The organism is Arsenophonus endosymbiont of Aleurodicus floccissimus, assembly GCF_900343025.1.
Taxonomy (GTDB): domain Bacteria; phylum Pseudomonadota; class Gammaproteobacteria; order Enterobacterales; family Enterobacteriaceae; genus Arsenophonus.
The window spans coordinates 1-23,730 of record NZ_OUND01000001.1 but is presented as its reverse complement, the minus strand read 5'-3'; the positions used below and the strand labels follow the sequence as shown (position 1 = coordinate 23,730).

14 protein-coding genes, 1 tRNA gene, 2 rRNA genes, 13 pseudogenes and 1 other annotated feature are annotated in these 23,730 nt (G+C 36.0%); of the genes and pseudogenes, 17 read left to right on the top strand and 13 right to left on the bottom strand.

From position 1 onward, the window contains the following. Positions 1 to 48: 48 nt before the first annotated feature. Positions 49 to 531 (bottom strand): methylated-DNA--[protein]-cysteine S-methyltransferase, encoded by a 483-nt coding sequence (locus tag ARADI_RS00130; protein WP_119710767.1) that lies wholly within the window; start codon positions 529 to 531, stop codon positions 49 to 51. Positions 532 to 838: 307 nt separating this feature from the next. Between ARADI_RS00130 and ARADI_RS00125 the strand changes: the two are divergent. From ARADI_RS00125 to ARADI_RS00080, 13 genes and pseudogenes are all read left to right on the top strand, one after another. Further along, positions 839 to 1,065, top strand: a pseudogene (locus ARADI_RS00125) (glutaredoxin family protein). Between the two features lie 9 nt (positions 1,066 to 1,074). Continuing rightward, on the top strand, positions 1,075 to 1,488 hold the full coding sequence (nrdI, locus tag ARADI_RS00120) for a class Ib ribonucleoside-diphosphate reductase assembly flavoprotein NrdI (RefSeq protein WP_119710766.1): 414 nt from the start codon (positions 1,075 to 1,077) through the stop codon (positions 1,486 to 1,488). Positions 1,489 to 1,507: 19 nt separating this feature from the next. Continuing rightward, positions 1,508 to 1,721: pseudogene (locus ARADI_RS20335) on the top strand (class 1b ribonucleoside-diphosphate reductase subunit alpha); the annotation flags it as partial. Further along, positions 1,716 to 2,003 carry a ribonucleotide reductase N-terminal alpha domain-containing protein gene (locus ARADI_RS20330; RefSeq protein ID WP_369406962.1) on the top strand — a complete coding sequence of 96 codons (288 nt, stop codon included), beginning with the start codon at positions 1,716 to 1,718 and terminating at the stop codon, positions 2,001 to 2,003. The pseudogene ARADI_RS20335 and the gene ARADI_RS20330, both read left to right, overlap by 6 nt. 37 nt (positions 2,004 to 2,040) lie before the next feature. Further along, a complete protein-coding gene (locus ARADI_RS20325; protein ID WP_369406894.1) occupies positions 2,041 to 2,199 on the top strand; it encodes a ribonucleotide reductase barrel domain-containing protein in 159 nt (52 codons plus the stop codon). Next, positions 2,186 to 3,590 (top strand): annotated as a pseudogene (nrdE, locus tag ARADI_RS00115) (class 1b ribonucleoside-diphosphate reductase subunit alpha). The gene ARADI_RS20325 and the pseudogene nrdE overlap by 14 nt, the downstream one beginning before the upstream one ends. A gap of 66 nt (positions 3,591 to 3,656) precedes the next feature. Further along, a pseudogene (locus tag ARADI_RS00110) lies at positions 3,657 to 4,299 on the top strand (ribonucleotide-diphosphate reductase subunit beta); the annotation flags it as partial. Positions 4,300 to 4,848: 549 nt separating this feature from the next. Beyond that, positions 4,849 to 6,050, top strand: a pseudogene (gene proV, locus ARADI_RS00105) (glycine betaine/L-proline ABC transporter ATP-binding protein ProV). Beyond that, positions 6,043 to 7,094: pseudogene (gene proW, locus ARADI_RS00100) on the top strand (glycine betaine/L-proline ABC transporter permease ProW). Before proV ends, proW begins: the two co-directional pseudogenes overlap by 8 nt. Before the next feature lie 73 nt (positions 7,095 to 7,167). Continuing rightward, positions 7,168 to 8,158, top strand: a pseudogene (proX, locus tag ARADI_RS00095) (glycine betaine/L-proline ABC transporter substrate-binding protein ProX). Positions 8,159 to 8,779: 621 nt separating this feature from the next. Then, a pseudogene (gene mprA / locus ARADI_RS00090) lies at positions 8,780 to 9,238 on the top strand (transcriptional repressor MprA). A 149-nt stretch (positions 9,239 to 9,387) separates the two neighbouring features. Continuing rightward, positions 9,388 to 10,607: pseudogene (emrA, locus tag ARADI_RS00085) on the top strand (multidrug efflux MFS transporter periplasmic adaptor subunit EmrA). Beyond that, positions 10,608 to 11,999: pseudogene (locus ARADI_RS00080) on the top strand (DHA2 family efflux MFS transporter permease subunit). An 87-nt stretch (positions 12,000 to 12,086) separates the two neighbouring features. On the opposite strand, the gene ARADI_RS00075 reads toward ARADI_RS00080, so the two are convergent. After that, the gene (locus ARADI_RS00075) at positions 12,087 to 13,088 is read right to left on the bottom strand and encodes a tRNA/rRNA methyltransferase (protein WP_119710765.1); all 1,002 of its coding nucleotides are present in this window, start codon (positions 13,086 to 13,088) and stop codon (positions 12,087 to 12,089) included. A gap of 448 nt (positions 13,089 to 13,536) precedes the next feature. Here ARADI_RS00075 and ARADI_RS00070 point away from each other — a divergent pair, with 448 nt between their 5' ends. Then, positions 13,537 to 13,776, top strand: coding sequence for a type III secretion system chaperone family protein (locus tag ARADI_RS00070; RefSeq protein WP_147392323.1), 240 nt, complete (start codon positions 13,537 to 13,539; stop codon positions 13,774 to 13,776). 130 nt (positions 13,777 to 13,906) lie between these two features. On the opposite strand, the gene ARADI_RS00065 is transcribed toward ARADI_RS00070, so the two are convergent. Beyond that, positions 13,907 to 14,137 carry a hypothetical protein gene (locus tag ARADI_RS00065; protein WP_119710763.1) on the bottom strand — a complete coding sequence of 77 codons (231 nt, stop codon included), beginning with the start codon at positions 14,135 to 14,137 and terminating at the stop codon, positions 13,907 to 13,909. 65 nt (positions 14,138 to 14,202) lie between these two features. On the opposite strand from ARADI_RS00065, the gene ARADI_RS19235 reads away from it, so the two are divergent. After that, a complete protein-coding gene (locus ARADI_RS19235; protein ID WP_255420571.1) occupies positions 14,203 to 14,328 on the top strand; it encodes a hypothetical protein in 126 nt (41 codons plus the stop codon). A 291-nt stretch (positions 14,329 to 14,619) separates the two neighbouring features. Here ARADI_RS19235 and ARADI_RS20320 read toward each other — a convergent pair. The 7 genes and pseudogenes from ARADI_RS20320 to ARADI_RS00030 all read right to left on the bottom strand — a co-directional run bounded on the left by ARADI_RS20320 (position 14,620) and on the right by ARADI_RS00030 (position 16,667). Beyond that, positions 14,620 to 14,964 (bottom strand): annotated as a pseudogene (locus tag ARADI_RS20320) (hypothetical protein). Beyond that, a complete protein-coding gene (locus ARADI_RS22005) occupies positions 14,951 to 15,085 on the bottom strand; it encodes a hypothetical protein (RefSeq protein ID WP_500782269.1) in 135 nt (44 codons plus the stop codon). The pseudogene ARADI_RS20320 and the gene ARADI_RS22005 overlap by 14 nt, the downstream one beginning before the upstream one ends. Before the next feature lie 101 nt (positions 15,086 to 15,186). Next, a complete protein-coding gene (locus ARADI_RS00050) occupies positions 15,187 to 15,852 on the bottom strand; it encodes a hypothetical protein (RefSeq protein ID WP_119710760.1) in 666 nt (221 codons plus the stop codon). Between the two features lie 39 nt (positions 15,853 to 15,891). Then, on the bottom strand, positions 15,892 to 16,173 hold the full coding sequence (locus tag ARADI_RS00045) for a pentapeptide repeat-containing protein (protein ID WP_119710759.1): 282 nt from the start codon (positions 16,171 to 16,173) through the stop codon (positions 15,892 to 15,894). 76 nt (positions 16,174 to 16,249) lie between these two features. Continuing rightward, positions 16,250 to 16,333, bottom strand: a complete 84-nt coding sequence (locus ARADI_RS20315; RefSeq protein ID WP_369406961.1) for a pentapeptide repeat-containing protein — start codon at positions 16,331 to 16,333, stop codon at positions 16,250 to 16,252. Beyond that, positions 16,326 to 16,484 carry a pentapeptide repeat-containing protein gene (locus ARADI_RS00035; RefSeq protein ID WP_119710757.1) on the bottom strand — a complete coding sequence of 53 codons (159 nt, stop codon included), beginning with the start codon at positions 16,482 to 16,484 and terminating at the stop codon, positions 16,326 to 16,328. Before ARADI_RS00035 ends, ARADI_RS20315 begins: the two co-directional genes overlap by 8 nt. Positions 16,485 to 16,490: 6 nt before the next feature. Then, positions 16,491 to 16,667, bottom strand: coding sequence for a hypothetical protein (locus tag ARADI_RS00030; RefSeq protein ID WP_182852998.1), 177 nt, complete (start codon positions 16,665 to 16,667; stop codon positions 16,491 to 16,493). A gap of 541 nt (positions 16,668 to 17,208) precedes the next feature. On the opposite strand from ARADI_RS00030, the pseudogene ARADI_RS19230 reads away from it, so the two are divergent. Both ARADI_RS19230 and pssA read left to right on the top strand, forming a co-directional pair. Further along, positions 17,209 to 19,766, top strand: a pseudogene (locus tag ARADI_RS19230) (bifunctional acetate--CoA ligase family protein/GNAT family N-acetyltransferase). A 193-nt stretch (positions 19,767 to 19,959) separates the two neighbouring features. Next, a pseudogene (pssA, locus tag ARADI_RS00020) lies at positions 19,960 to 21,316 on the top strand (CDP-diacylglycerol--serine O-phosphatidyltransferase). A gap of 115 nt (positions 21,317 to 21,431) precedes the next feature. Here pssA and rrf read toward each other — a convergent pair. From rrf to ARADI_RS00005, 3 genes are all read right to left on the bottom strand, one after another. Continuing rightward, positions 21,432 to 21,556, bottom strand: a 5S ribosomal RNA gene (gene rrf / locus ARADI_RS21475). Between the two features lie 162 nt (positions 21,557 to 21,718). Continuing rightward, positions 21,719 to 23,054, bottom strand: a sequence feature (23S ribosomal RNA rRNA prediction is too short). 378 nt (positions 23,055 to 23,432) lie between these two features. Then, positions 23,433 to 23,508, bottom strand: a tRNA-Glu gene (locus ARADI_RS00010). A gap of 87 nt (positions 23,509 to 23,595) precedes the next feature. Next, positions 23,596 to 23,730 (bottom strand): 16S ribosomal RNA (locus ARADI_RS00005); the annotation flags it as partial.

Below are 23,730 nucleotides of genomic sequence, written 5' to 3'. Positions count from 1 at the left end.
AATCAAAAAAACGAATAATAGTATTTATAAATGTTTATTATAACATTTTTAGCCAATTTTTCGACTATTCCCATTTTTTTCATAATCTAAAAGCCAACTTTTTATATCTAACCTACCATTGTAACCTACTAATTTACCATCATGACCAATAACACGATGACACGGAATAATAAGCGCAATAGGATTACGCGAATTTGCCATACCAACTGCTCTACAGAAATTAGCAGAACCTAGTACAATTGCGAGTTCCTTATAACTCCAACATTGGCCATACGGAATTTCACCAAGTTGCTGCCAAACTCTTTTGTGAAAATGAGTACCGGAAGGATTCAAGATGACAGAAAAATTGTCTCTTTCACCATTAAAATATTGCTGTAATTCTTTTATACACTGTTCGGTATGAGCATTTTTACGTTCTTTTTCATTTATTTGGTTAACAAAATCAACACCGATTATTCCATTATGATCAGCGGTAATGTGAATGAAAGGTCTTGGAAAACCTTTTGGGGTAGAAAAATAATGGTGGTACATAACAACTTCCTTAAAATAGTGAACTATTTTAACAATTCATTTTATCCCTCAAGCAAAATTACCGCTGTTGGCAAAAATATTTTTGCCTATTGGAATATTTGTTAAAAAAATATAATAAAAATACAATTTTTTTATTTTTTGTTGAAATAATAAGTTAGATAAAATTCCCACCAAAAATTAGATGACACTATATCAAAAATTAGATGACACTATATATAGCATGGTTAAATAAAAATAAATCAACATATAGTATTTATAATGGCTAACCAATTGTAAACTTAATTATTACCAAATTAAGGAGCCAACGATGAATATTATTGTCTACAGTAAACCAGATTGTGACAGTGCAATGCAATTTGTCTAGCACTAAAACGTAAAAATTTACCTTATGATGTTGTGGATTTAACCCAAGATCATGAAGCATTGCATTTTATTACCAAATTGGGCTATCAACAAATACCCGTTGTTATTACCGGTAAGCAACATTGGTCAGGCTTTCGCCCTGATATGATCAATCAATTAGCCAGTAATTAACATAATATGATGAAAAATCAGTCACTTATTTACTATTCCAGTAAATCGGAAAATTGCCATCGCTTTGTGCAAAAATTGAGCTTCCCTGCTACACGCATTCCTATTGATAGGAATGAGATATTACCAAATGTGACCCAATCTTACGTTTTACTGCTCCCTACCTATGGTGGCGGTGGCACAACCGGTGCTGTACCCAAAGCTGTTACTTACTTTTTAAATCAACCCCAAAATCGAAAGTTTTTACGGGGCGTCATTGCATCAGGAAATAATAATTTTGGTGAAACTTACGCTATAGTAGGCAACATTATTTCCGCTAAATGCCAAGTACCATTGCTCTATCGTTTTGAATTACTCGGTACTGAAAGGGATCTTCAACAAGTACGCCAAGGGTTACAACAATTTTGGCAACAACAAATGCAGTGAAGTAATACGGAGCTTCCTTATGACAGTACAGCCTCAAGAACAACTGGATTATCATGCACTCAATGCCATGCTAAACCTGTATAATAAAGATAATAAAATTCAACTCGATAAAGATAAGCAGGCGGCCCATCATTATTTTCGCCACCATGTCAATCAAAACACGGTTTTTTCATAATTTACAAGAAAAACTGGATTTTTTAGTAGCAGAAAATTATTACGACTCGGCAATACTGGCACAATATGCATTTACTTTTATTAAAAAACTTTTCCAGCAAGCCTATAACCACAAGTTTCGTTTTCAAACATTCCTTGGTGCCTTTAAATATTATACTAGCTATACCTTAAAAACTTTTGATGGTAAGCGTTATGAAGATAGAGTTTGCATGGTTGCTTTAACGCTTGCACAAGGAAATCAAGAGTTAGCTAGTCAACTGGTGGATGAAATTATTAGTGGCCGCTTCCAACCAAAGCAACGCCCAACTTTTTTAAATTGCGGTAAAAAAACAGCGTGGTGAACTGGTATCTTATTTCTTACTACGAATAGAAGATAACATGGAATCGATAGACTGCTCTGTCAATTCCGCCTTACAACTGTCAAAACGTGGCGGTGGCGTAGCTTTCTTATTGACTAATTTACGTGAAGTTGGGGCACCGATAAAACTCATTGAGAACCAATCTTATGGCGTAAGTACCTGTAATGAAAATGCTTGAAGATGCTTTCTCTTATGCCAATCAACTTGGCGCAAGACAAGGGGCTGGAGCAGTCTATCTGCACGCTCATCACCATGATATTTTAAGCTTTTTAGATACTAAACGTGAAAATGCCGATGAAAAATCCGGATTAAAACCTTATCACTGGGTGTAGTGATCCCGGATATTACCTTCCATCTAGCTAAAAATAATCAAGATATGTATCTTTTCTCACCTTACGATATTGAGCGCTGTTATGGTGTCCCTATGTCCGAAATTAACATTACTGAAAAATATTCAGAAATGGTAAATAACAAAAACATTCGCAAACAAAAAATCAATTTGAATCAGGTTATCCCTATATTTTATTTGAGGATAATGCCAATCGCCTAAATCCTATTTATGGTCCGATTAATATGAGTAATCTGTGCTCAGAAATCTTACAAATCAATGATGCCAGCATCTACGACGAGACTTTAGAGTATCGGCATGTAGGTAAAGATATTAGCTGTAATTTAGGCTCAATAAATATTGCCAAAACGATGGATTGCCCTAACTTTGCTCATTCAATTGAGATTGCCATTAGAGCATTAAGAGCTGTTTCAGATATGAGCCAGATCCAATCAGTGCCCTCGATTCAAGCAGGTAATAAAAAATCACACTCTATTGGTTTAGGACAAATGAATTTACATGGCTATCTGGCACGTGAGCGTATTCATTATGGTTCAGAAGAGGGAATTGATTTTAACGATATCTACTTTTATGCCGTAACTTACTACACATTACAGGTATCGAATAAGCTAGCTATTGAGCGCCAACACTATTTTAGCCGTTTTGAGCACTCTCAATATGTCTCTGGCGAATATTTTGATAAATATATTAATCAGCAGTGGCAACCTAAAACTGAAAAAGTAAAACAGCTATTTCAACGCTCAGCCATCCATATCCCAACTACTGAAGATTGGCAAAAACTCAAGTAATCTATTATAGAGCACGGGATCTATAATCAGAATTTACAAGCCATTCCACCCACAGACTCTATCTCTTATATTAATTATTCAACTTCCAGCATTCATCCTATTGTTGCGCGTATTGAAATTCGTAAAGAAGGAAAAATTGGCCGCGTCTATTATCCAGCCCCTTACCTGACGAACGAAAATTTAGAGTATTATCAAGATGCTTATCAAATAGGTGCTGAAAAAATCATTGATACATATGCTGCTGCTACCCAACATGTCGATCAAGGGCTGTCATTGACCCTTTTCTTTACTGATGACGCAACCACGCGAGATATTAATCGTGCTCAGATATATGCTTGGAAAAAAGGGATTAAAACCCTTTATTACATACAGATCCGCCAATCAACATTAGAAGGAACAGAAGTCAAAGGCTGCGTTTCATGTGTACTATAATTTATAGGTTTAACAAATGGCGATAACAAATTCAATAGTACGAGCAATCAACTGGAACCGTATTGAGCTATCTTTTCAACCCTTAGTCTGACTTCCGATGTTGATGATGCTTATCAATGGAGTAAAGAAAATAGCGCTTTACAAAAAAAAAAGCCCATTTAATACTGGAGCACTACTGTCACACTCATCCTCTAAAGAAAAAAATTGCCAGTGTCTTTCTCGAATCCTTTCTCTTCTATTCCGGATTTTACCTGCGAATGTACTGGTCAAGCGGAGGAAAACTAACCAACACGGCCGATCTTATTCGGTTAATCATTCTCGACGAAGCGATCCATGGCTACTATATCGGCTATAAATTTTAAAAATCACTCATCAAATATAGTGATAAAGAAAAAAATGAAATAAAAGATTTCGCTTATGAATTATTATTAAACTTATACGATAATGAAATTAAATATAGTGAATCTTTATATGATGACGTTGGTTGGACAGATGATGTAAAAAATTCCTTCACTATAATGCCAATAAAGCATTAATGAATTTAGGCTATGATTCTCTTTTCCCAGAAGAGATGATTAATGTCAGCCCAGCAATCTTGTCAGTGCTCTCGCCAAATGCTAACGAAAACCACGATTTCTTTTCTGGTTCAGGTTCCTCTTACATCATTGGTAAAATGATCACCACAGAAGATGAGGATTGGAACTTTTAATTTATTAATATTCTATTAAATAATGATAAAAAAGCAGTTAAATAAATACGACATATAATATTATACATGCATATTTTATTTATGCTGTTTTTTATTATCAATAACAGCTAGCAAATCAATTTTTTTAGTTGATAGCACAAAGCAAACCTATCTTTACACTTTTTATTAATCAATTACTCATATTATTCTTCTATAATATAAAAAAACAAAAAATAATTAAATTTATAAATTAATTTAATTAGTAAATAAAAAATCACATTAAAGATTATTTGATAATAAAAAAATGCCACCCTCAAAGCAAAAATCAATATATTTACAACAATAACAATTGGTTAAAAAAGAAAATTTCATTTGTTAAAAAATAATTTAGCAATAAAAATAACGTTTTATGCAATATTGGTTAAAAATCACATCCACCTTTTTGATTAATTTTGTTAAACATAGGGTTGTCATCATATTTCATTATGTTAGGTTATATAAAACATAAATTTAAATAAGGATACAAAAAATTAATACGCCAATTAACTAACCATAGGATATTGTTATTGCATGTCATTTAAAATAGAAGTGAAAAATTTGTACAAAATATTCGGAGATCACCCTAATCAAGCTTTTAAACTTATCAATAAAGGCTTAACAAAAGAACAAATATTTAATAAAACCGGTTTAGCTATTGGTGTTAAAGACGCCAATCTGGCCATTAAAGAAGGCGAAATTTTCGTCATTATGGGTCTCTATCGGGTTCAGGAAAGTCTACCCTAGTGCGCCTCCTCAATCGCCTAATTGAACCGACTAAAGGCCAAGTCTTAATTGACGGCGAAGATATTGCTAGCATTTCGCAGGAAAAATTACGGAAAGTACGGCGTAAAAAAATCAGTATGGTATTTCAATCCTTTGCGTTAATGCCCCATCTCAATGTATTGGATAATATAGTATTTGGTATGGAATTAGCTGGTGTTGCCAAACCAGAACGAACAGAAAAAGCATTAGCTGCTTTGCGACAAGTTAATCTTGAACAATGGACACAATCTTTTCCAAACGAATTATCAGGTGGTATGCGCCAACGTATTGGCCTGGCACGAGCATTGGCAAATGATCCTGATATTTTGCTGATGGATGAGGCATTCTCTGCGTTAGATCCACTAATTAGAACAGAAATGCAAGATGAATTACTGTCATTACAAGGTGATAAACAACGCACGATTATTTTTATCTCTCATGATCTGGATGAAGCTATGCGGATAGGTGACCGGATAGCAATTATGCAAGATGGCGTTATTATCCAAGTCGGTACCCCTGATGAGATCTTAAATAATCCGGTTAATAATTATGTTAAAACGTTTTTTCGTGGTGTCGATATTAGCCACGTCTTCTCTGCCAAAGATATTGCCCGCCGTCGAGCCGACGCCCTGTTACATATTGCTCCTGGTTTTGGTCCACGTTCAGCATTAAAAATACTGAATGATGAAGATCGTGATTATGGTTATTTAATTGAAAGAGGTCAAAAATTTGTCGGTATCGTTTCAATCAACTCATTGGAACAAGCATTACACGATAAAAAAAATATTGAACAGGCAATCTTAACCTCACCTTGTGCTATTGATGCCAACACTCCACTTAATGAACTTATTTCAACTATTGCTCAATCTCCCTGTGCAGTTCCAGTTATTGGTAATAATCAACATTATATTAGCGTTATTTCTAAAGGGATCTTACTACAAACATTGGATAAGGAGACAATAAATGGATAACCAAACTCACATAAATCAAGAAATAATTCATGATCCTTGTAACACTATAACGACAGAAACCTCTACAGATTGGTTAGACATCCCGGTAACTAATGAACCAATAAAACATTTCGATATCATGAATCCCTTTCAACAGCAACTCATACCGCTAGACTCATGGGTTTCACATGCTATTGATTGGATAGTTTTACACTTCCGCCCATTATTTCAAGGGATCCGTCTGCCGATTGATTTTATGTTAAGTCGTTTTGAACATACCCTAACAACATTACTTGCTACTTTTATCATTATTTGTTTCGCACTATTAGTCTGGCAATTATCAAATAAAAAAATGGCAGTAGCAACTTTCATCTCATTGGTCTCCATTGGAGTTATTGGCGCCTGGCCAGAAGCAATGATAACTTTATCTCTGGTATTAACTTCCTTATTTTTCTGTCTGTTAATAGGTTTACCATTGGGAATATGGTTAGCAAATAGCAAAAGAGCATGCCAAATAATTCGGCCTCTACTAGATGCAATGCAAACTACACCAGCATTTGTTTATTTGGTACCTATAGTTATGTTATTTGGTATTGGTAACGTCCCTGGTATTATCGTCACAATTATTTTTGCTCTACCGCCAATTATTCGACTAACTATTTTGGGAATAAGGCAAGTACCCGATGATCTTATTGAAGCTGCAGAATCATTTGGTGCCAGTCGAAATCAACTTTTGTTTAAAGTTCAGTTACCGCTTGCTGCGCCTACTATTATGGCCAGAGTTAATCAGATATTGATGTTATCACTTTCAATGGTTGTTATTGCATCTATGATTGCTGTTGGTGGGTTAGGACAAATGGTACTAAGGGGAATTGGTCGATTAGATATGGGATTAGCAGCGGTAGGTGGTACTGGTATTGTTATATTAGCTATTATTCTGGATCGGCTAACCCAATCATTAGGTGAAAAAGTTTGCATTAAAAAAATACCGCTTGGTATCACTCGGGGCCTATTGGCTTAATCACCTGTTTATTGCAAAAAACTAAAACTCATTTCTGCAAATAAACATGATGTTATTTTTATCATATAAACAATTTTAGCCTATTCATTTTGTCTATACCCCTGGAGGTGAAATCATATGCGTAAAACTATTTTCCTGGCTGCGGCTTTAACAACATTAATCAGTATTAAACTTTCCGCCACTGAACCTACCAGGTAAAGGTATAAAAGTACAACCGATACAAAGCACAATTGCAGAAGAGACTTTCCAAACTTTGATTGTTAATAAAGCATTGGAAAAATTAGGCTATCAAATTTTACCCATCCAAGAGGTCGACTATACCGTTGCTTACGCATCAATTGCGGCCGGTGATGCAACGTTTATGGCTGTCAATTGGCAACCTTACAGAATGCACAATATGCAGCGGTAGGTGGAGATAAGCGCCTATACCGTAAAGGCATTTATATTAGTAATGCCGTTCAAGGTTATCTTATAAATAAAAAAACGGCAGATAAATACCACATCACCAACATAGCGCAATTTAAAGATGCTAATATTGCTAAATTATTTGATACCAATGGTAACGGTAAAGCCGATCTCATTGGCTGTAATCCGGGTTGGGGCTGTGAAACCGCCATTAATAACCATTTAAATGCTTATCAGCTAAACACAACCGTTGAGCATAATCAGGGTAACTATACGGCGATGATAGCGGATACCATTACTCGTTACAAAGAAGGTAAACCCATTTTCTATTATACCTGGGCACCTTATTGGGTCAACGCCGTGCTTAAACCGGGTAAAGACATTGTTTGGCTGCAAGTTCCTTTTTCTTCATTCCCCCAATAATGATAAAAGTGATACCACGCTAGCAAATGGTAAAAATTATGGTTTTCCACCTAGTACAATGCATATCGGCGCAAATAAAGTTTGGGCAGCAAAAAATCCTGCGGCGGCAAAACTATTTGCCATTATGAAAATTCCAATTACAGATATTAATGCCCAAAATCTTCGTATGCATGATGATGAAGCTTCGCAAGCTTACATTGAACGTCATGCTCAAGGTTGGATAAAAGCTCATCAACAACTTTTTAATAACTGGATAAAGATTGCTTTTAAAACTAACTAGCAAAAATCCTGTTGTTACACATTTTATGTGATTTTCTATAAATATGCTTAATGTTATCTTTTTAACCTTTTTTATATTATATGGCAACTTAATGGCAATAAAGGCATTCGCCTTTATTTAAACGAATAAGGATATTAATTGTTAACTTATCATCTAACAATCAAGTAGATAGCTAGTTTATATTAACCATTATTAATTTTTACTTATCTATATTTAATTTAACATTAGTGTTATAACAAAACAATTAATTAATATTAAATGTATATAATTTATTGCAAATGATATTTATTTTTTATTAATTAGATAATGAAATAATTTTGCAAATAAAAAATTATAGACTACTTAAAGCCTATTTTAAAATCTATTTTTCTTATATTAACATTTAAAATATTTATGAAATAAATACCAATAACAAAATAAATTTCGCGATAATAAATAACTATAATTGATAATTTTAGCTTTTGATATACCATTTAGATTGATTATGACAGTTGCTATCTTAGCAACTGAAACTAATAAGGTATATAAATAATGGAAAACACACAAACACAAAAAGAAACTTCATTTTCTCCCATAGAGCAATTACTTAATGAACGCAAACAGCAACAATAAAAATCAACTATTCCGCTACCCTATCAGCAAATTTTGCTAACGCGTTTATGTATGCATGTGCAAGGAAAATTGTTAGAAAATAGAAATAATATGCTTAAAAAAACAAGGAATTAATGAAACGTTATTTATGGCATTAATCATTCTCGACACCCAAACAACACATAGTATTTAACCGTCTGAACTTAGCGATGCTTTAGGCTCCTCGAGAACAAATGCAACGCGCATTGCAGATGAATTGGAAAATCGAAAATGGATTGAACGCAAAGAAAGTCACAATGATCGCCAATGCTTATATCTCCATTTAACCGAAGAGGGTTCAAGCTTTCTAAAAAAATACTTCCTCGCCAAAACGAAAATTTAGAAAAGATTTGGTCTGTTTTTAGCGCTGAAGAAAAAAATACTATCGAAAAATTGATGAGAAAGTTATTAGTTAAACTTGATGATCTTGACAATCAAACTGTATGTTAATGATTACCCCACAGCCATCCCAAATCATAAAAAATTATTAATAATAACCATACCGTTTCCAGTGGTATAATTATAAGCTACTGGAAACTTTTGCTTATTAAGCGTAAATTAAATATTAGTAAAATGAATAATATGGAGTTTAATACAACATGGGCGTTAATGAACAACAATTAATAGCGACTAAAACCCAAAAACTCCAAACTATAATTGTACTAGTTAGCATTTTTTTATCATTACTGCACTAATATATGGAATTTATTGGTTTTTAGTGCTCCAACACCATCAAAGTACTGATAATGCGTACGTTGCAGGCAACCAAATTCAGATAATGTCTCAAGTACCTGACAGCATTATTACCGTTAATGTTGAAAATACTGATTTTGTAAAAAGTGGCACAGTACTGATTAAACTTGATCCCAGAGATGTTATTTTAGAATTGGAAAAAGCAAAAACTAACTTAGCTAACAGCGTCAGGCAAACCCATTAGCATATGATTAATAGCCGACAGTATCAAGCTAATATCTCTCTTCGTCGTTCTGAACTGAATAAATTACAACAAGATCTTCAATGTCGCGAAATACTTGGCCAATTAAAAGTTATTGGTAAAGAAGAATTACAACATGCTCGTGAGACGGTGACCAGTGCTAAAGCTGCCCTCGATGTGGCTGTTGAGCAATTTAATGCCAACCAAGCTATCGTGTTAGATACTCCACTAGATAAACAACCTACAGCTTTACAAGCTTACCACTAAACTTCGTAACACTTGGCTAACATTAGAACGGACGCAAATTGTTACCCCTGTTTGATGGGTATGTTTCACGTCGTAGTGTTCAAGTCAGCGCTCGTATCACCCCGGCAACACCATTTATGGCGGTAGTACCAACTGACAATATGTGGGATTGACGCAAATTTTAAAGAAACTCAACTTGCCGATATTCGTATCGGTCAACCAGCAAAAATCACTACCGAGTTTTATGGTAAAAACATTATTTATCAAGGACGTGTTGAAGGCTTAGATATTGGTACAGGTAGCGCGTTTTCACTATTACCGGCCCAAAATGCAAGTGGTAACTGGATCAAAATTGTGCAGCGCTTACCTGTTCGTATAACCATTGATACAGAACAATTAAAAAAATACCCTTTGCGGATCGGGCTTTCCAGTGAAGTTACTGTCGATACAAGTGACAAAAATGGCCCAATACTTTCACGAAAAACTCGCGATAACCCCGCTTATCATACTAATGCGTTTAAAATTAATATGGCTCCTGTCGATCAACTAGTTACCGATATTATTAATAATATTCAGGAACAAAATAAAAAGGAGCTTATCGTGGCTAAAGAGCCATTACAAGGTAAAAAACTGGCATAGATGACATTTGCGCTATCACTAACTACCTTTATGCAGGTTTTGGATTCTACCATCGCTAATGTTGCAATCCCGACTATCGCTGGTAATTTAGATGCTTCAAATTCACAAGGTACCTAGGTGATCACCTCCTTTGGCGCGTAGCTAATGCAATTTCGATCCCTATCACAGGTTGGCTGGCTAAACGCATTGGCGAAGTTAAACTTTTTCTTTGGTCAACCGCGCGCTATTCACCCTAACCTCATGGTTATGTGTTATTGCTGGCAGTTTGGAAACATTGATTTTCTTTCGCATCTTACAAGGAATGATGTCAGGTCCGCTTATCCCTTTATCACAAAGCCTGCTGCTTAATAACTATCCTCCTCTTAAACCCGTAATATGGCACTTGCATTTTGGTCAATAACAATTGTTATTGCGCTCATTTGTAGGCCGATCTTAGGCGGCTATATTAGTGATAATTATCACTGGGGATGGATTGTTTTATTAATGTCCCATGAGGTATTGCTATTATTTTCATTATTATGCAAACACTCGCTGATCGTGAAACCGCAGCTGAGATAAAGACAATTGATACCATTGGATTAACATTACTGATCGTTGGTATCGGTGCATTACAAATTATGCTTGATCGAGGTAAAGAGTTAGATTGGTTTAATTCAACATAAATTGTTGTGCTGGCAATAACCGCAGTAATTGCATCTACTGTGGTACTATTGTATTACTACCACAGTTATTACAGGAAGTGTTTGGTTATACGGCAACATGGGCGGGTTTAGCCTCCGCACCAGTTGGGATTTTACCACTATTAATAACGCCATTGATCGGGCGCTATAGCCATAAAATTGATATGCGTGTTATCGTTACTTTCAGCTTTATTGTTTACGCCGTCTGCTATTATTGGCGAGCATGGACATTTGAGCCATCGATGGATTTTGCCGCTGCGGCATGGCCACAATTCGTGCAAGGATTAGCTATTGATTGCTTTTTCATGCCACTTACCACCATTACTTTATCTGGTTTGCCAGCTGAAAAGCTCGCCTCAGCATCCAGTCTATCAAATTTTGCCCGGACACTTGCCGGAGCGATAGGAACGTCTGTGACAACCACTTTATGGACACAAAGGGAAGCTATGCATCATGCCCACTTTACTGAAATTATTACCCCCTAAATCCAGAGTCGCAACAATTCTATGCAAAATTGTCCGCATTAGGATTAAATGAGCAACAGTCATCCGCTTATCTAACAAAAATCATTACTGATCAAGGATTAATTATCACAGCCAATGAAATTTTTTGGTTATCAGCAGGTGTTTTTACTGCTCTTTTAGTTTTACTTTGGTTGGCAAAACCCCCTTTCACTGCCGGCGATAGCCAAAGCAGTAGCGGCGCACATTAAATAGCTAGACTGATAAAAAAATAGGCTAGATAAAAGAAATGATAGTTATTGAGATAGTTTTATACTAACTATCTCAATAAAATATGACTAAATTTTATTTTGTTGCCACCATTTAGCCAATATAATACCGGCAACGACCGAAACGTTTAAACTTTCCACCTGACCTGTACCAACAATACAGAGATTTATACTGTCTTCCTGCCAAGCATTTTCAGTTAACCCATTACTTTCCTGCCCCAATAGTAGTAACATTTTTGCTGGTAAGTCAGCTTTGGCAATATCAATATTACTATTACCTTTATGACTAGGTGTCGTAACAATGGTATAGCCTGCATGATGGAATTTTTTCAGTGTAGCAGAAAAATTATCTGATTGGATGCTTTTAATGTACTCGGCGCCACCTGCTGCGGTTCTAACTGCGGAGCCTGATTCCATCGCTGCAACATCATGGAGAATAATGCCTTGTACGCCGAAATGAGCACCACTACGCATAATCGCCCCTAAATTATGTGGATTGCCAATATCCTCAATAGCTAATACACAATCAATGTTAGTCGACTGGGCTAGATAGGCTTCAGCGTCAAATCCGATTCGTTTTTTAATTAAGAAACAAACACCACCATGATGCTCAGTACCAGAAGCTTTTACTAGCTCTTCTTCGCTAACCACATGATAGGCTTTACGGTTTGCCGCCATCCACTTAAGGGCTTCGCGAAAATGCGGGGTGATGGACTGAACAAACCAGGCGCGAACAATGGCTTCCTGGCGATGTTTAAACGTTGCTTGGCAGGCATATTCGCCGTAAATACGCGTCTCTTCTAAACGCTGACGACGAATTTGTTCGGGATCAACCTGGCTTTTACCACTGATACCAGTATGCCTAGTAATAGGTTCTTTCCGTTGAGAAACCACTTTCCAAGCATCATCAGTTAAACGTTCATTATTACGATCACTGCGGCGTGATGACGATTTTCTATTTTTAACAGAAAGATGTTTATTCTTTCGTCGATCATTATTTGTGTTGTTTTCCCTATTACGAGCATACCTCACTTTTACTTTACCGTTTTTACCGCTATATGAATCGTTCATGAGTGCCTCCAGCCAGGTTATGCCAGGCAGATTATATGATGTTAGGATCTAACGCTACTGACTTTTTATACTTTATCACTAGCACAAGAAAGAAAGCTTATGCATTAACACAAGATAATTTAATTTAGATTGTTTAGAAGGATTTTTTAGCCAACTCCAGCATAAAAGATATTTACCTGACATGTTGTTAGTTATTTTAATCATTTGATCACGCCTAAGTTACCTTATTTTTAGCTAGCAATGTGTATTTTGACATAATTTGAAATATTTCAGGTCTACACCTGATCATGATTGATTTTTATTCATTGAATAATTAAACCATCTAATTTGTATTATTTGAAAGAGATAAATATATGAGAGACGAATTTGCGGCTCAATTAACATTACTATATGAAAATATTGGACTGAAATTGCCGGGAAATTTTCCGTTAGATTGATTGAATACCCTGTGGGTAGATTAGTTTTATGCACGGTTTTACAAAATATCAGTCAAGAAAAAATTATTGATTTAATGAAATATAATTTAATAAGTCACCAGCTCTATCAACCAGTATTAGCAATCAGTGATGATAAACAGCTAGTTATTTGGCAAGGATTTACCGATATTGTTTTTTCTGAAAAAAATTTAATCGGCAGGTTCGATGACTTTGTTCAATTTTCTGAATTAATGCTAACGATAATAACATAATAAATTTGCCACAATAAACTTACTTGCTAGTAAAAATAGCAATCTATTGCCATTACTTAAGCATATTGAATAAGTTTTTCACGAAAAGTTTAAATAGATATAACTAATTTTAAGATCTGCGATTAAATACTTAACTAGGGGGAAAAATGAAGATATTGAATGATTTTATTGCCGGCGTTAAATCAAGCGCTATTTCTAAACCAAGCCACTCCTCAGCAATTAAACCAAATTCGACAGCTGCTTTCTGAGCAGACGCAAAATTGCCATCAACCGTTTGGCAGAGCAGTTTATAATATAAGCGGTAGTATGGGAACTCATTGGTGCAGAGATAGCCAGCTGGAAAGCCAGACAGTATGCGCAAGATAACACTGATGTTGAAATGGTCTCAGGTCAAATACCTCTGCCTTTGCCAGATCATCGGTAGGTTTGGCCCAAATTGGTAATCCTGCTGGTACCATAATGAATTTTGGCGGAGCATTATTAGCCGGCGCAACAATAGATATAACTAATTATACTACAGGAAATATTCCCCGTCTAGAAAAATTAGTTTAAGTTAAATAAATAGCCATATACATATATTACTGCGAGTTCTGTGAGTATTAATTCTTATCATTAGCCAATATTTTGGCCTGCATGTTATCGGTATTATTTTAAGGTTTAGCGTTACAACATGACATTAATACTACACCATGCAAATCAAATGTTGATGGGTAAATGGCAATATGAAAATGTACTTTTACCCTAACTCAGAGAACTCGCTGTTATTATTTGCTAATAACACTATTAAACAATATACAGTTTAAAGCTAAAAAAATTCTATCGGTAAAAATCTAAGATTAACAGTTAATACCAATTAGGCGGTAATACTGTTGCTAATACATTAAAAAATTGCTCCCTTGCATGACATATCATTACACTCGACAATATGGCAGTACAAGAAAAACTTTTATCTAAGCCAAGCAATCTATTTTTCCACTCTTTAATTTATTGTTCAGAATTAAAAATGGTCGGGCAAAGTTGATAAGCTTTATTCAACATCGCGCAGGAAAAAAATCTTAATGCATTAGGCGATTCCATCTCCGTACTAAAAATAGCACTCGAAGTATATTTGACAAATACAGCCGCTAAGCTAAAAATTTTTTCTGCTTTTTCTTTATCGCTTGCCTCTTTTAATTCATAGGTATTGATAAATATTCTGATAAAAATTTTCAGTTAATTTATAATCATCTGGCTCAATAAATTGATATGTTTTATGCGCGAATAGTTTTTCTAGCTGAATTTGTGCTTCTGGGTCAACTAATTTCTCTATTGAAATAGATTTTTTGTTGCCTCAATAAATAAATCTTGCAACACTTCACCAAGATCTAACAACTCTAGCAAACGGTTAAAAGTATTTATTCGTTGCCGAGATTAATATCCGCTATAAAATATTGGAAATTTATTTTTAAAAATATCCTCTAATTGATAATCAGCTTGATTTAAATTATTTTGTTGCTGATAGAGAAGAAATTGATTTAATCTTTGATCTTTTTCTGTCAGATTTGGCTTAAGCATTTCAGTTAATATATTCTGCGACAGCATCATGACATAAAAATTTTCGTTAGAAGAGAAGAGAATATAGTTTGCCGCATTTTTGTCTGACCAATCGGTTTTATCATTGCCATAATGACCAAAATCATCCATCTGTACATAAGGCTGGGTTTGACTACTTTTCAAGTAGTGATCATAAATAGCTTTTGCTTTTAATTCCTCTGAATTAGTTTCATATATAGCTTGGGAAATAGTCTGTATAAAGGCTGAATTATAATTAAAAAATAAATCAGAATAATATTGGAAAGTATCTATCATTAAATCAATAACAGAGTCTTTTTGTAATGACATAGGCCAATCACTAAATTTTCCAATATAGTTAATACAAACACTTTTTAGCCAATTTGAAATTTCAGTATTTGCATAATAGGGTTGTTCAACTAAAATATCGATTAATGATACTGTAATGGTGGAAGTATCAACTTTCTGTTTTGTTAATGATGAAATTATTTGCTTTATCATATCTATTTTTGCAACATCATACATTTTATCAATGTTAGCTATTTGCGTTAATACACTATTCGTCTATCGATTATTTATATGATTTAAACATAGATCAAGGTGATACTGATCCCACTTAAAATCTATCGATAAATTGATTGCTTTATTCAACACGACCGAATTGAGATCTAAATTAATTAACGACTCCAAAGATATTGTCACGCCAGTTAAATTGCTGTTAGTAAAATTAACATTTGTTAGATTAGCTTTTTTTAAATTAGCATCCGTGAGATTCACATCAGTCAAATCTGCGCCCCATAAATCGGTATTCAGTAAAATCGCATTGGTCAAATCTACATTTTGCATATCAGCGCAACGAAAATGAGCTCACGTTAAATTTGCACCTTTTAATTTAGCATTTGTTAATATTGAACTTTCACCCTTATAATAAAAATGTTTGCGACAAATTTGCTGACATTAATTTAGCATGGGTTAAATCAGCATATTTTAGTTCAGTTCTACTCACAATTAGCCCTTGCTAAATTACAAAATTTTAAATCAGCATTATTGAGATTTGCGCCTTGCAAATCCGCATTATATATATTCATATCTGTCAGAACCACCCAGTTCAAAAGAGCTTTATTTAATTTTGCATCACTTAAATCTGCTTTGCTCAAATCAGCTCAAAATAAATTGCTACCTTGTAAATATGCATTTTTCATTTTAACCGTGATTAATCTACTACGCATTAAGTTAACGTGACTAATATCAATTTCTGCCGGTAACTGCATGCCCGTCAAATAAATTTCAGCTAACTCAAAATAATCACCAGCTTCTCTTATTTTTTGTAATTGCTCCATTAAACTGGCTAATTTTTATTTTAGCCTGCTCTTCCGTAATAATATTAGGCTCCAAAGAAGAAAATAAAATATTTTCCTCTTTTGAGATCCTAAACATATTAACCTCTATGATGTTGAGTTCTCCATTATTGCCAATAGTGTATCGCTTAAAAACACCATCTTATTAATTTTGTTTAGGGCAATATTCATTGATAATAATATGAATAAATAGTTTTATATTTTATTAATAGCAATATAATATTCCGCACTATTTAAAATGATAAACTTTTATCATTTTTTTGCTTTTAAATTCCGCTCTCAATAGCAAGCTAATTTTTTAACACCATTTAATTTTATCGTGTATATATGCGACGTTAAAATAACCACCATTTAAGAATAAAAAATCCATAAAAAACTAATAATTATGAAATTATCACTACATAACTTATTTTTACAAATAATTTCCAGCAAACATACTTTGTCTTCACGCAGCAAAAATCACAGAGAAATGCGAAAAAATCAGCTACATTGATAGACAATACCCATAAAAAGGTAAATATCTATAAGCCAGCGTGGACTCGACGCATTATTGCTACCTAAATCCATTGCAGTTATTGGTGCCTCAGAAAAACCAGAACGAGCAAGTTCCGTTATTATAAAGAATCTACTTTCTAGTGGCTTTACAGGCCCGATCCTGCAGGTTACAGCAAATAAAAATGCGGTAATGGGAATACTCACTTACCCTACGATTGATAAATTACCATTCTCACCAGACTTAGCTGTTATCTGCACAAATTCAGACAGAAATTTAACCCGCCTAAAGTAACTGGGAAAAATGGGTTGTAAAGCGGCCATTATCCTCTCATCACCACCCTCTCAGTTTGTAAAACTTAAAGCATTAACTCAGCAGTACAATATAAGACTATTGGGACCCAATAGTTTGGGGTTCCTTGCCTCCTGGCAGCAACTAAATGCCAGCTTTTCACCAATTCCAATTCTAAAAGGCAAATTGGCTTTTCTTACTTTATCGCACTGGTAAATAGTTTGAATATTGATATCGATGATCTACTTGATTTTCTTGCCAGAGATAATAAAACTAGCGCCATCTTACTCTATATAGAATATATTTAACAGGCACGGAGATTCCTTTCAGCAGCTCGCAGTGCATCACGTAATAAACCCATTCTGGTTGTTAAAAGCGAGCGTACCCAGCAAGCACAATATTTACTAGGTGAAGTACAAAGTTTTGATGCTGCTTATGATGCAGCTATTCAACGAGCGAGATTACTTCGAGTACAAGAAACCCATGAAATGTTTTCTGATGCTGAAACACTCAGTCACATGTCTCCTCTAAAGGGAGACAGACTTTCTATTATTAGTAATGGTAACGGACCTGCCACAATGGCACTCGATGAGCTTTTTCGGCGCAAAGGAAAACTGGCAATTCTTAATGCTAATACTCAACAAAAAATTCAAGCCATTTTTCGCAATCTTCACTCGAACCAAAATCCAATTAATATCGGTGATGATGCAACCATAAAATATTACATCAAAATCCTAAATATTATGATATTATGTTAGATAGTCAGGATCATGATGCTATATTACTTATTCATTCACCTAGTACCATTGTTCCCTGTTTATTTACTGCTGAAAGGATCATTCAAACCATTCAATCGCATCCCCGTAGCAAGTGGATAACCATATTAACTATCTGGTGTGGCGAATATTCATCACAAGATGCACGTAAACGTTTTAGTGAAGCGAGTATTCCAACTTATCGAACACCGGAAGGCGCCATTACTGCTTATATGCATATGGTAGAATATCGCCGTAACCAAAAACAATTGACTGAAACACCTGCACTGCCTATTGGATTAACGGCTAACACACACAAAAAAACCATGCATTAATCAAAAAGCATTAAAAAAAGGGAGCACCCAACTTGATACACACGAAGTGGAACCCATTTTACGCGCATATGGCTTAAAAATTTTACCCACCTGGATAGCTCATAACAGTGATCAGGCAATCACTATCGCTGAAAAAAATTAGCTATCCTGTTGCTTTAAAATTACGCTCTGCAGATATTCCTCACAAATCTGATATTCAAGGCGTTATACTCTATTTACGTAATGCCAAAGAGGTAGCAGATGCTAGCCAAGGAATTTTTGATCGCACGGCGTAACACTTTCCTAATGCCATGATCCAAGGTTTATTAGTACAAAGTATAGCAAATAAAGCAGGCTCTCTCGAGTTAAAAATAGCCATTGAACAAGATCCTATTTTTGGTCCTTTGATCTTATTAGGTGATGGAGATATCTAATGGCAGCAAGAAACCCATGCTGCGGTGGCAATCCCTCCTTAACATGACATTAGCCAGATATTTAGTTATTCAAGCAATTAAAAATCACAAAATAAAATCAACCAATTCATCCCATCAATTGAACATCGATGGTCTTTGCCAATTACTTGTCCGCGTTTCAAACTTACTAATAGATTGCCCGCAAATTGTACGATTAAATATTCATCCACTTTTAGCATGTGATGAAGAATTCACTTTACTGGATGTTGCTATGGAACTCTGTCCAATTGTCGGTGATTCCAAAACAAGATTAGTAATTAGACCTTATCCTAATGAATTAGAAGAAATTATCTCTCTTAAAAATGGCATAGAATGTCAACTTAGACCTATCCTGCTGGAAGACGAACATTTACTCAAAGATTTTATTACTCAAGTAACAAAAAAAGATCTTTATTATCGTTACTTTAGTGAAATTAGCAAATTTAGCAATATGATACAAATCGACTATGATCGAGAAATGGCTTTTATCGCTATTAAAAAAATTCCGAGATTATTGGCGTGGTTGGTGTGGTAGAAGATCCTGACAATCAACAAGCAGAATTTGCCGTTTTAGTACGTTCTGATATGAAAGGTAATACACTTGGATATCAGTTAATGGACAAAATTATTAGATATAGCCGTAGTCGAGGCACTCGACGACTTACTGCAATCACCATGCCTGAAAATAAAAAATGCTACAGTTAGCACAAAAATTAGGTTTTAGTCTCGATATTCAATTTGAAGATAGTATTGTCAATCTTGATCTAGCACTATGAAGAAAATAATCTTATAACTAAATAAATAGAATTAATAATACAATAAATAGTGGCTGAACAATCGGTCAACATGGCTAGGATTAATAGATACAAAAAATTAAACTAATGGTATCATGAATCACCAATTTTCAATAAACCTAAACCAGAGTATCTAATCTACTCCTTTAATAAAAAAGAGAAAATTTACACTGTGATGTTGTCCAAATTAAAAAAAGTAAAGCATCAACAATATCTTGAGCAATTAGCAAAATTACCTCAGCCTGCTGCTGGGGTTGTCACCCTATACCAAACAGAAAGTTTTCGAAAAGCTCTGTTGGACAAAATTGCCAACGCTCAACGCTATATTTATATTACTGCGCTTTACTTCGAACATGATGATGCAGGACGAGACATACTAAATGCGCTTTATCAAGCAAAAATGGCACGACTAGAATTAGATATCAAAATAATGGTTGACTGGCATCGTGCTCAACGTGGTCGCATTGGTGAAGATGCCAGCGCAACTAATGCCGATTGGTATTATCAAATGGCAGTGGCACACCCAGGATCGAGTATCGCTATTTTTGGTATCCCCGTCAATACACGTGAGGCATTAGGTGTTTTACATCTAAAAGGTTTTATCTTCGATGATACGGTTATTTATAGCGGTGCCAGCATTAATGATGTCTATCTCCAGCAACACCAACGTTATCGTTACGATCGTTATCATATATTAAATAATACCCAATTAGCTGCAACTATGAAAAGCTTTATCGACCAAAGCTTGCTATCTTCACCCGCCATCCAGCGTCTAGATCAAGCACATCGTCCCCGCAATACTCAAATTAAAAGTTTAATTAAACAATTTCGCCATAGCTTAAAAAGTTGTCACTATCAATTGCAAAATAATGCGACAAATGAAGAGTTAGCAGTAACTCCATTAATCGGTTTAGGCAAAAAAAACAAATTAAATAAAACTATTATGCATTTAATGAACAGTACAGAAAAGAAAATGACTATCTGTACACCCTATTATTAATTTACCCGCTATTTTAACGCGTATAATTAGTAAATTATTGCGTGACGGCAAAAAAATTGAAATTATCATTGGAGATAAAACGGCTAATGACTTTTATATTCCACCAGAAGAACCTTTTAAAATTATCAGTGCATTACCTTATTTATATGAAATTAACCTACGCCGTTTTATCTGTCGGTTACAACGCTTTGTAGATAACCAGCAATTAACTATTAGATTATGGAAAAACGGCGAAAATAGCTATCATTTAAAAGGAATTTGGATAGATAATAACTGGCAATTAATAACCGGTAATAATATCAATCCTCGTGCATGGGGACTGGATTTGGAGAATGCAATATTAATTCATGATCCCCAAAAAGTTTTGTTACAGCAAAAAAACAAAGAATTAAAATGTATAACAACTAATACTCATATTGTGAGTCACTATCAAGAGCTTGAAAATATCCAGCGCTATCCAGTAAAAATTAAGAAACTTATTCGCCGTTTACGCAGGATCCGCGTTGATAGGCTAATACGTCGCATTCTTTAATAGATTAGCTCAATTTCCGACTACAAAATAATAAGCTTTCTAAATCAATAAGTTATCAATAATTAAAACGTCAAAAAGCCACCCAAGGGTGGCTTTCTTAACATACATAATTAAAGCATGGCAACTCCCTACTCTCACATGGGGAGGAGACCCCACACTACCATCGGCGCTACGACATTTCACCTCTGATTTCGGCCGGCATGGGGTCAGGTCGGACCACTGCGCTATTGCGCCGCCAGACAAATTCTTTTTTTTATCCCGTCTTATTTCGCGCTGCCTTCCTTCCGGCCTGCTAACCTACCTCAGTAGCGACCACACGCCTCTTACCTTCAGCAAAATCCGACCAGATTCAATTCAAAACAAGCTGAAATTCTTTCTCTCTCAAAACACCTACGGTGTTGTCAGGTTAATCCTCTCGGGTCATTAGTACTGGGTTAGCTCAACGTATCCATACGCTTACACACCCAGCCTATCTACGTCCTCGTCTTGAACACCCCTTATAGGACATTACTGTCAGGGAAGACTCATCTTAAGGCAAGTTTCCCGCTTAGATGCTTTCAGCGGTTATTTCTTCCGCACTTAGCTACCAGGACGATGCCATTATTGAGCATGACAAACTATACACCAATGGTTTAGCCCCGTTACATCTTCCGCGCAGGCCGACTCGACCAGTGAGCTATTACGCTTTCTTTCAATGATGGCTGCTTCTAAACCAACATCCTGGCTGTCTTCTAAGCCTTCCCACTTCGTTTCCTACTTAACCATGACTTAGGGACCTTAGCTGGCGGTCTGGGTTATTTCCCTCTTCACGACGGACGTTAGCACCCGCCGTGTGTCTCCCGTGATAACATTCTTCGGTATTCGTAGTTTGGTAAGTCGGGATGACCCCCTAGCCGAAACAGTGCTCTACCCCCCTAAGATGAGTTCACGAGGTGCTACCTAAATAGCTTTCGGGGAGAACCAGCTATCTCCCGGTTTGATTGGCCTTTCACCCTCAGCCATAAGTCATCAGTCGGTTTGGTCCTCCAGTTAGTGTTACCCAACCTTCAACCTGCCCATAGCTAGATCATCGGATACCCTGCAACTTAACGCCCAGTTAAGACTTGGTTTCCCTACGGCTCCCCTATGCGGTTAACCTTGCTACAGAATATAAATCGCTGACCTATTATACAAAAGGTACGCAATCACACCCTTTCGGGTGCTCCCACTGCTTATACGTACACGGTTTCAGGTTCTATTTCACTCCCCTCGCCGTGGTTTTTTTCGCCTTTTCCTCACGGTACTGGTTCACTATCGGTCAATCAAGAGCATTTAGCCTTGGAGGATGGTCTCCCACACCCCCCCATATTCAGACAGGATAACAAGTGTCCCGCCCTACTCTTCAAGCTCAGAATACTTACCGCTTCAAATACGGGGCTATCACCCTTTATTGCTAGCCTTTCCAGAGACCCTTCTCCTGCGGTAAATATTGATGTTGACTCTGGGCTGCTCCCCGTTTGCTCGCCGCTACTGGGGGGCAATTTCAGTTGATTTCTTTTCCTCGGGGTACTGAGATGTTTCAGTTCCCCCGGTTCGCCTCGTTTGACTATGAATTCATCAAACGATAGTGCATTAATGCGCTGGGTTTCCCCATTCGGACATCGCCGGCTAGTACGCTTCATATCAGCTTACCGACGCTTTTCGCTATAGCGCCTCTGACTGCCTAGGCATCCACGGTGTACGCTTCATTCGCTTAATCTCACAACCCGAAGGTGTTTTTTTATCAAATAATACGGAAGCGTCATGGCTGCGCCCCCGTGCGAAATTTTTTGTTGTGCGGTGCTCGTCATTCTCACGTACTTATGTACGCTGCGCTGACTTTGCGTCTACGCCGCAAGTTTCACTCTGCTCGCTCATGCCACTTGTCTGCCTATTTGAATAACACTTTAAATTGGAGTTTTGAGAGTTTTCCACACTATTTTTCAATAATGTGTATTTCAATTTTCAACTTGTTCCAGATTATTAAAAAGCATAATTGGTAAACCAACTCACTGAATTGGCTTAATTATTATTACGTAAAGCTTAAACAGTGCATAACACTAAAAGGGTGATGCGCCGCCTTTCTAAATCACTAAAGTGGCGTCCCCTAGGGGATTCGAACCCCTGTTACCGCCGTGAAAGGGCGATGTCCTAGGCCTCTAGACGAAGGGGACTTCAAGCTCTTCAGTCAATCTTAGATTGGCTTTACGTGCTATTTCATCAGACAATCTGTGTGAACACTCACATTCCATCTATCTAGGTAAGGAGGTGATCTAACCGTAGGTTCCCCTACGGTTACCTTGTTACGACTTCACCCCAGTCATGAATCACAAAGTGGTAAGCGCCATCCAAAAGGTTAAGCTACCTACTTCTTTTGCAACCCACTCCCATGGTGT

Coding starts and splice junctions, on each gene's coding strand:
- ARADI_RS00130 (WP_119710767.1), bottom strand. CDS start 531: ATGTACCACCATTATTTTTCTACCCCAAAAGGTTTTCCAAGACCTTTC.
- nrdI (WP_119710766.1), top strand. CDS start 1,075: ATGAAAAATCAGTCACTTATTTACTATTCCAGTAAATCGGAAAATTGC.
- ARADI_RS20325 (WP_369406894.1), top strand. CDS start 2,041: ATGGAATCGATAGACTGCTCTGTCAATTCCGCCTTACAACTGTCAAAA.
- ARADI_RS00075 (WP_119710765.1), bottom strand. CDS start 13,088: ATGAACGATTCATATAGCGGTAAAAACGGTAAAGTAAAAGTGAGGTAT.
- ARADI_RS00050 (WP_119710760.1), bottom strand. CDS start 15,852: ATGTATGATGTTGCAAAAATAGATATGATAAAGCAAATAATTTCATCA.
- ARADI_RS00045 (WP_119710759.1), bottom strand. CDS start 16,173: ATGCAAAATGTAGATTTGACCAATGCGATTTTACTGAATACCGATTTA.
- ARADI_RS00030 (WP_182852998.1), bottom strand. CDS start 16,667: ATGGAGCAATTACAAAAAATAAGAGAAGCTGGTGATTATTTTGAGTTA.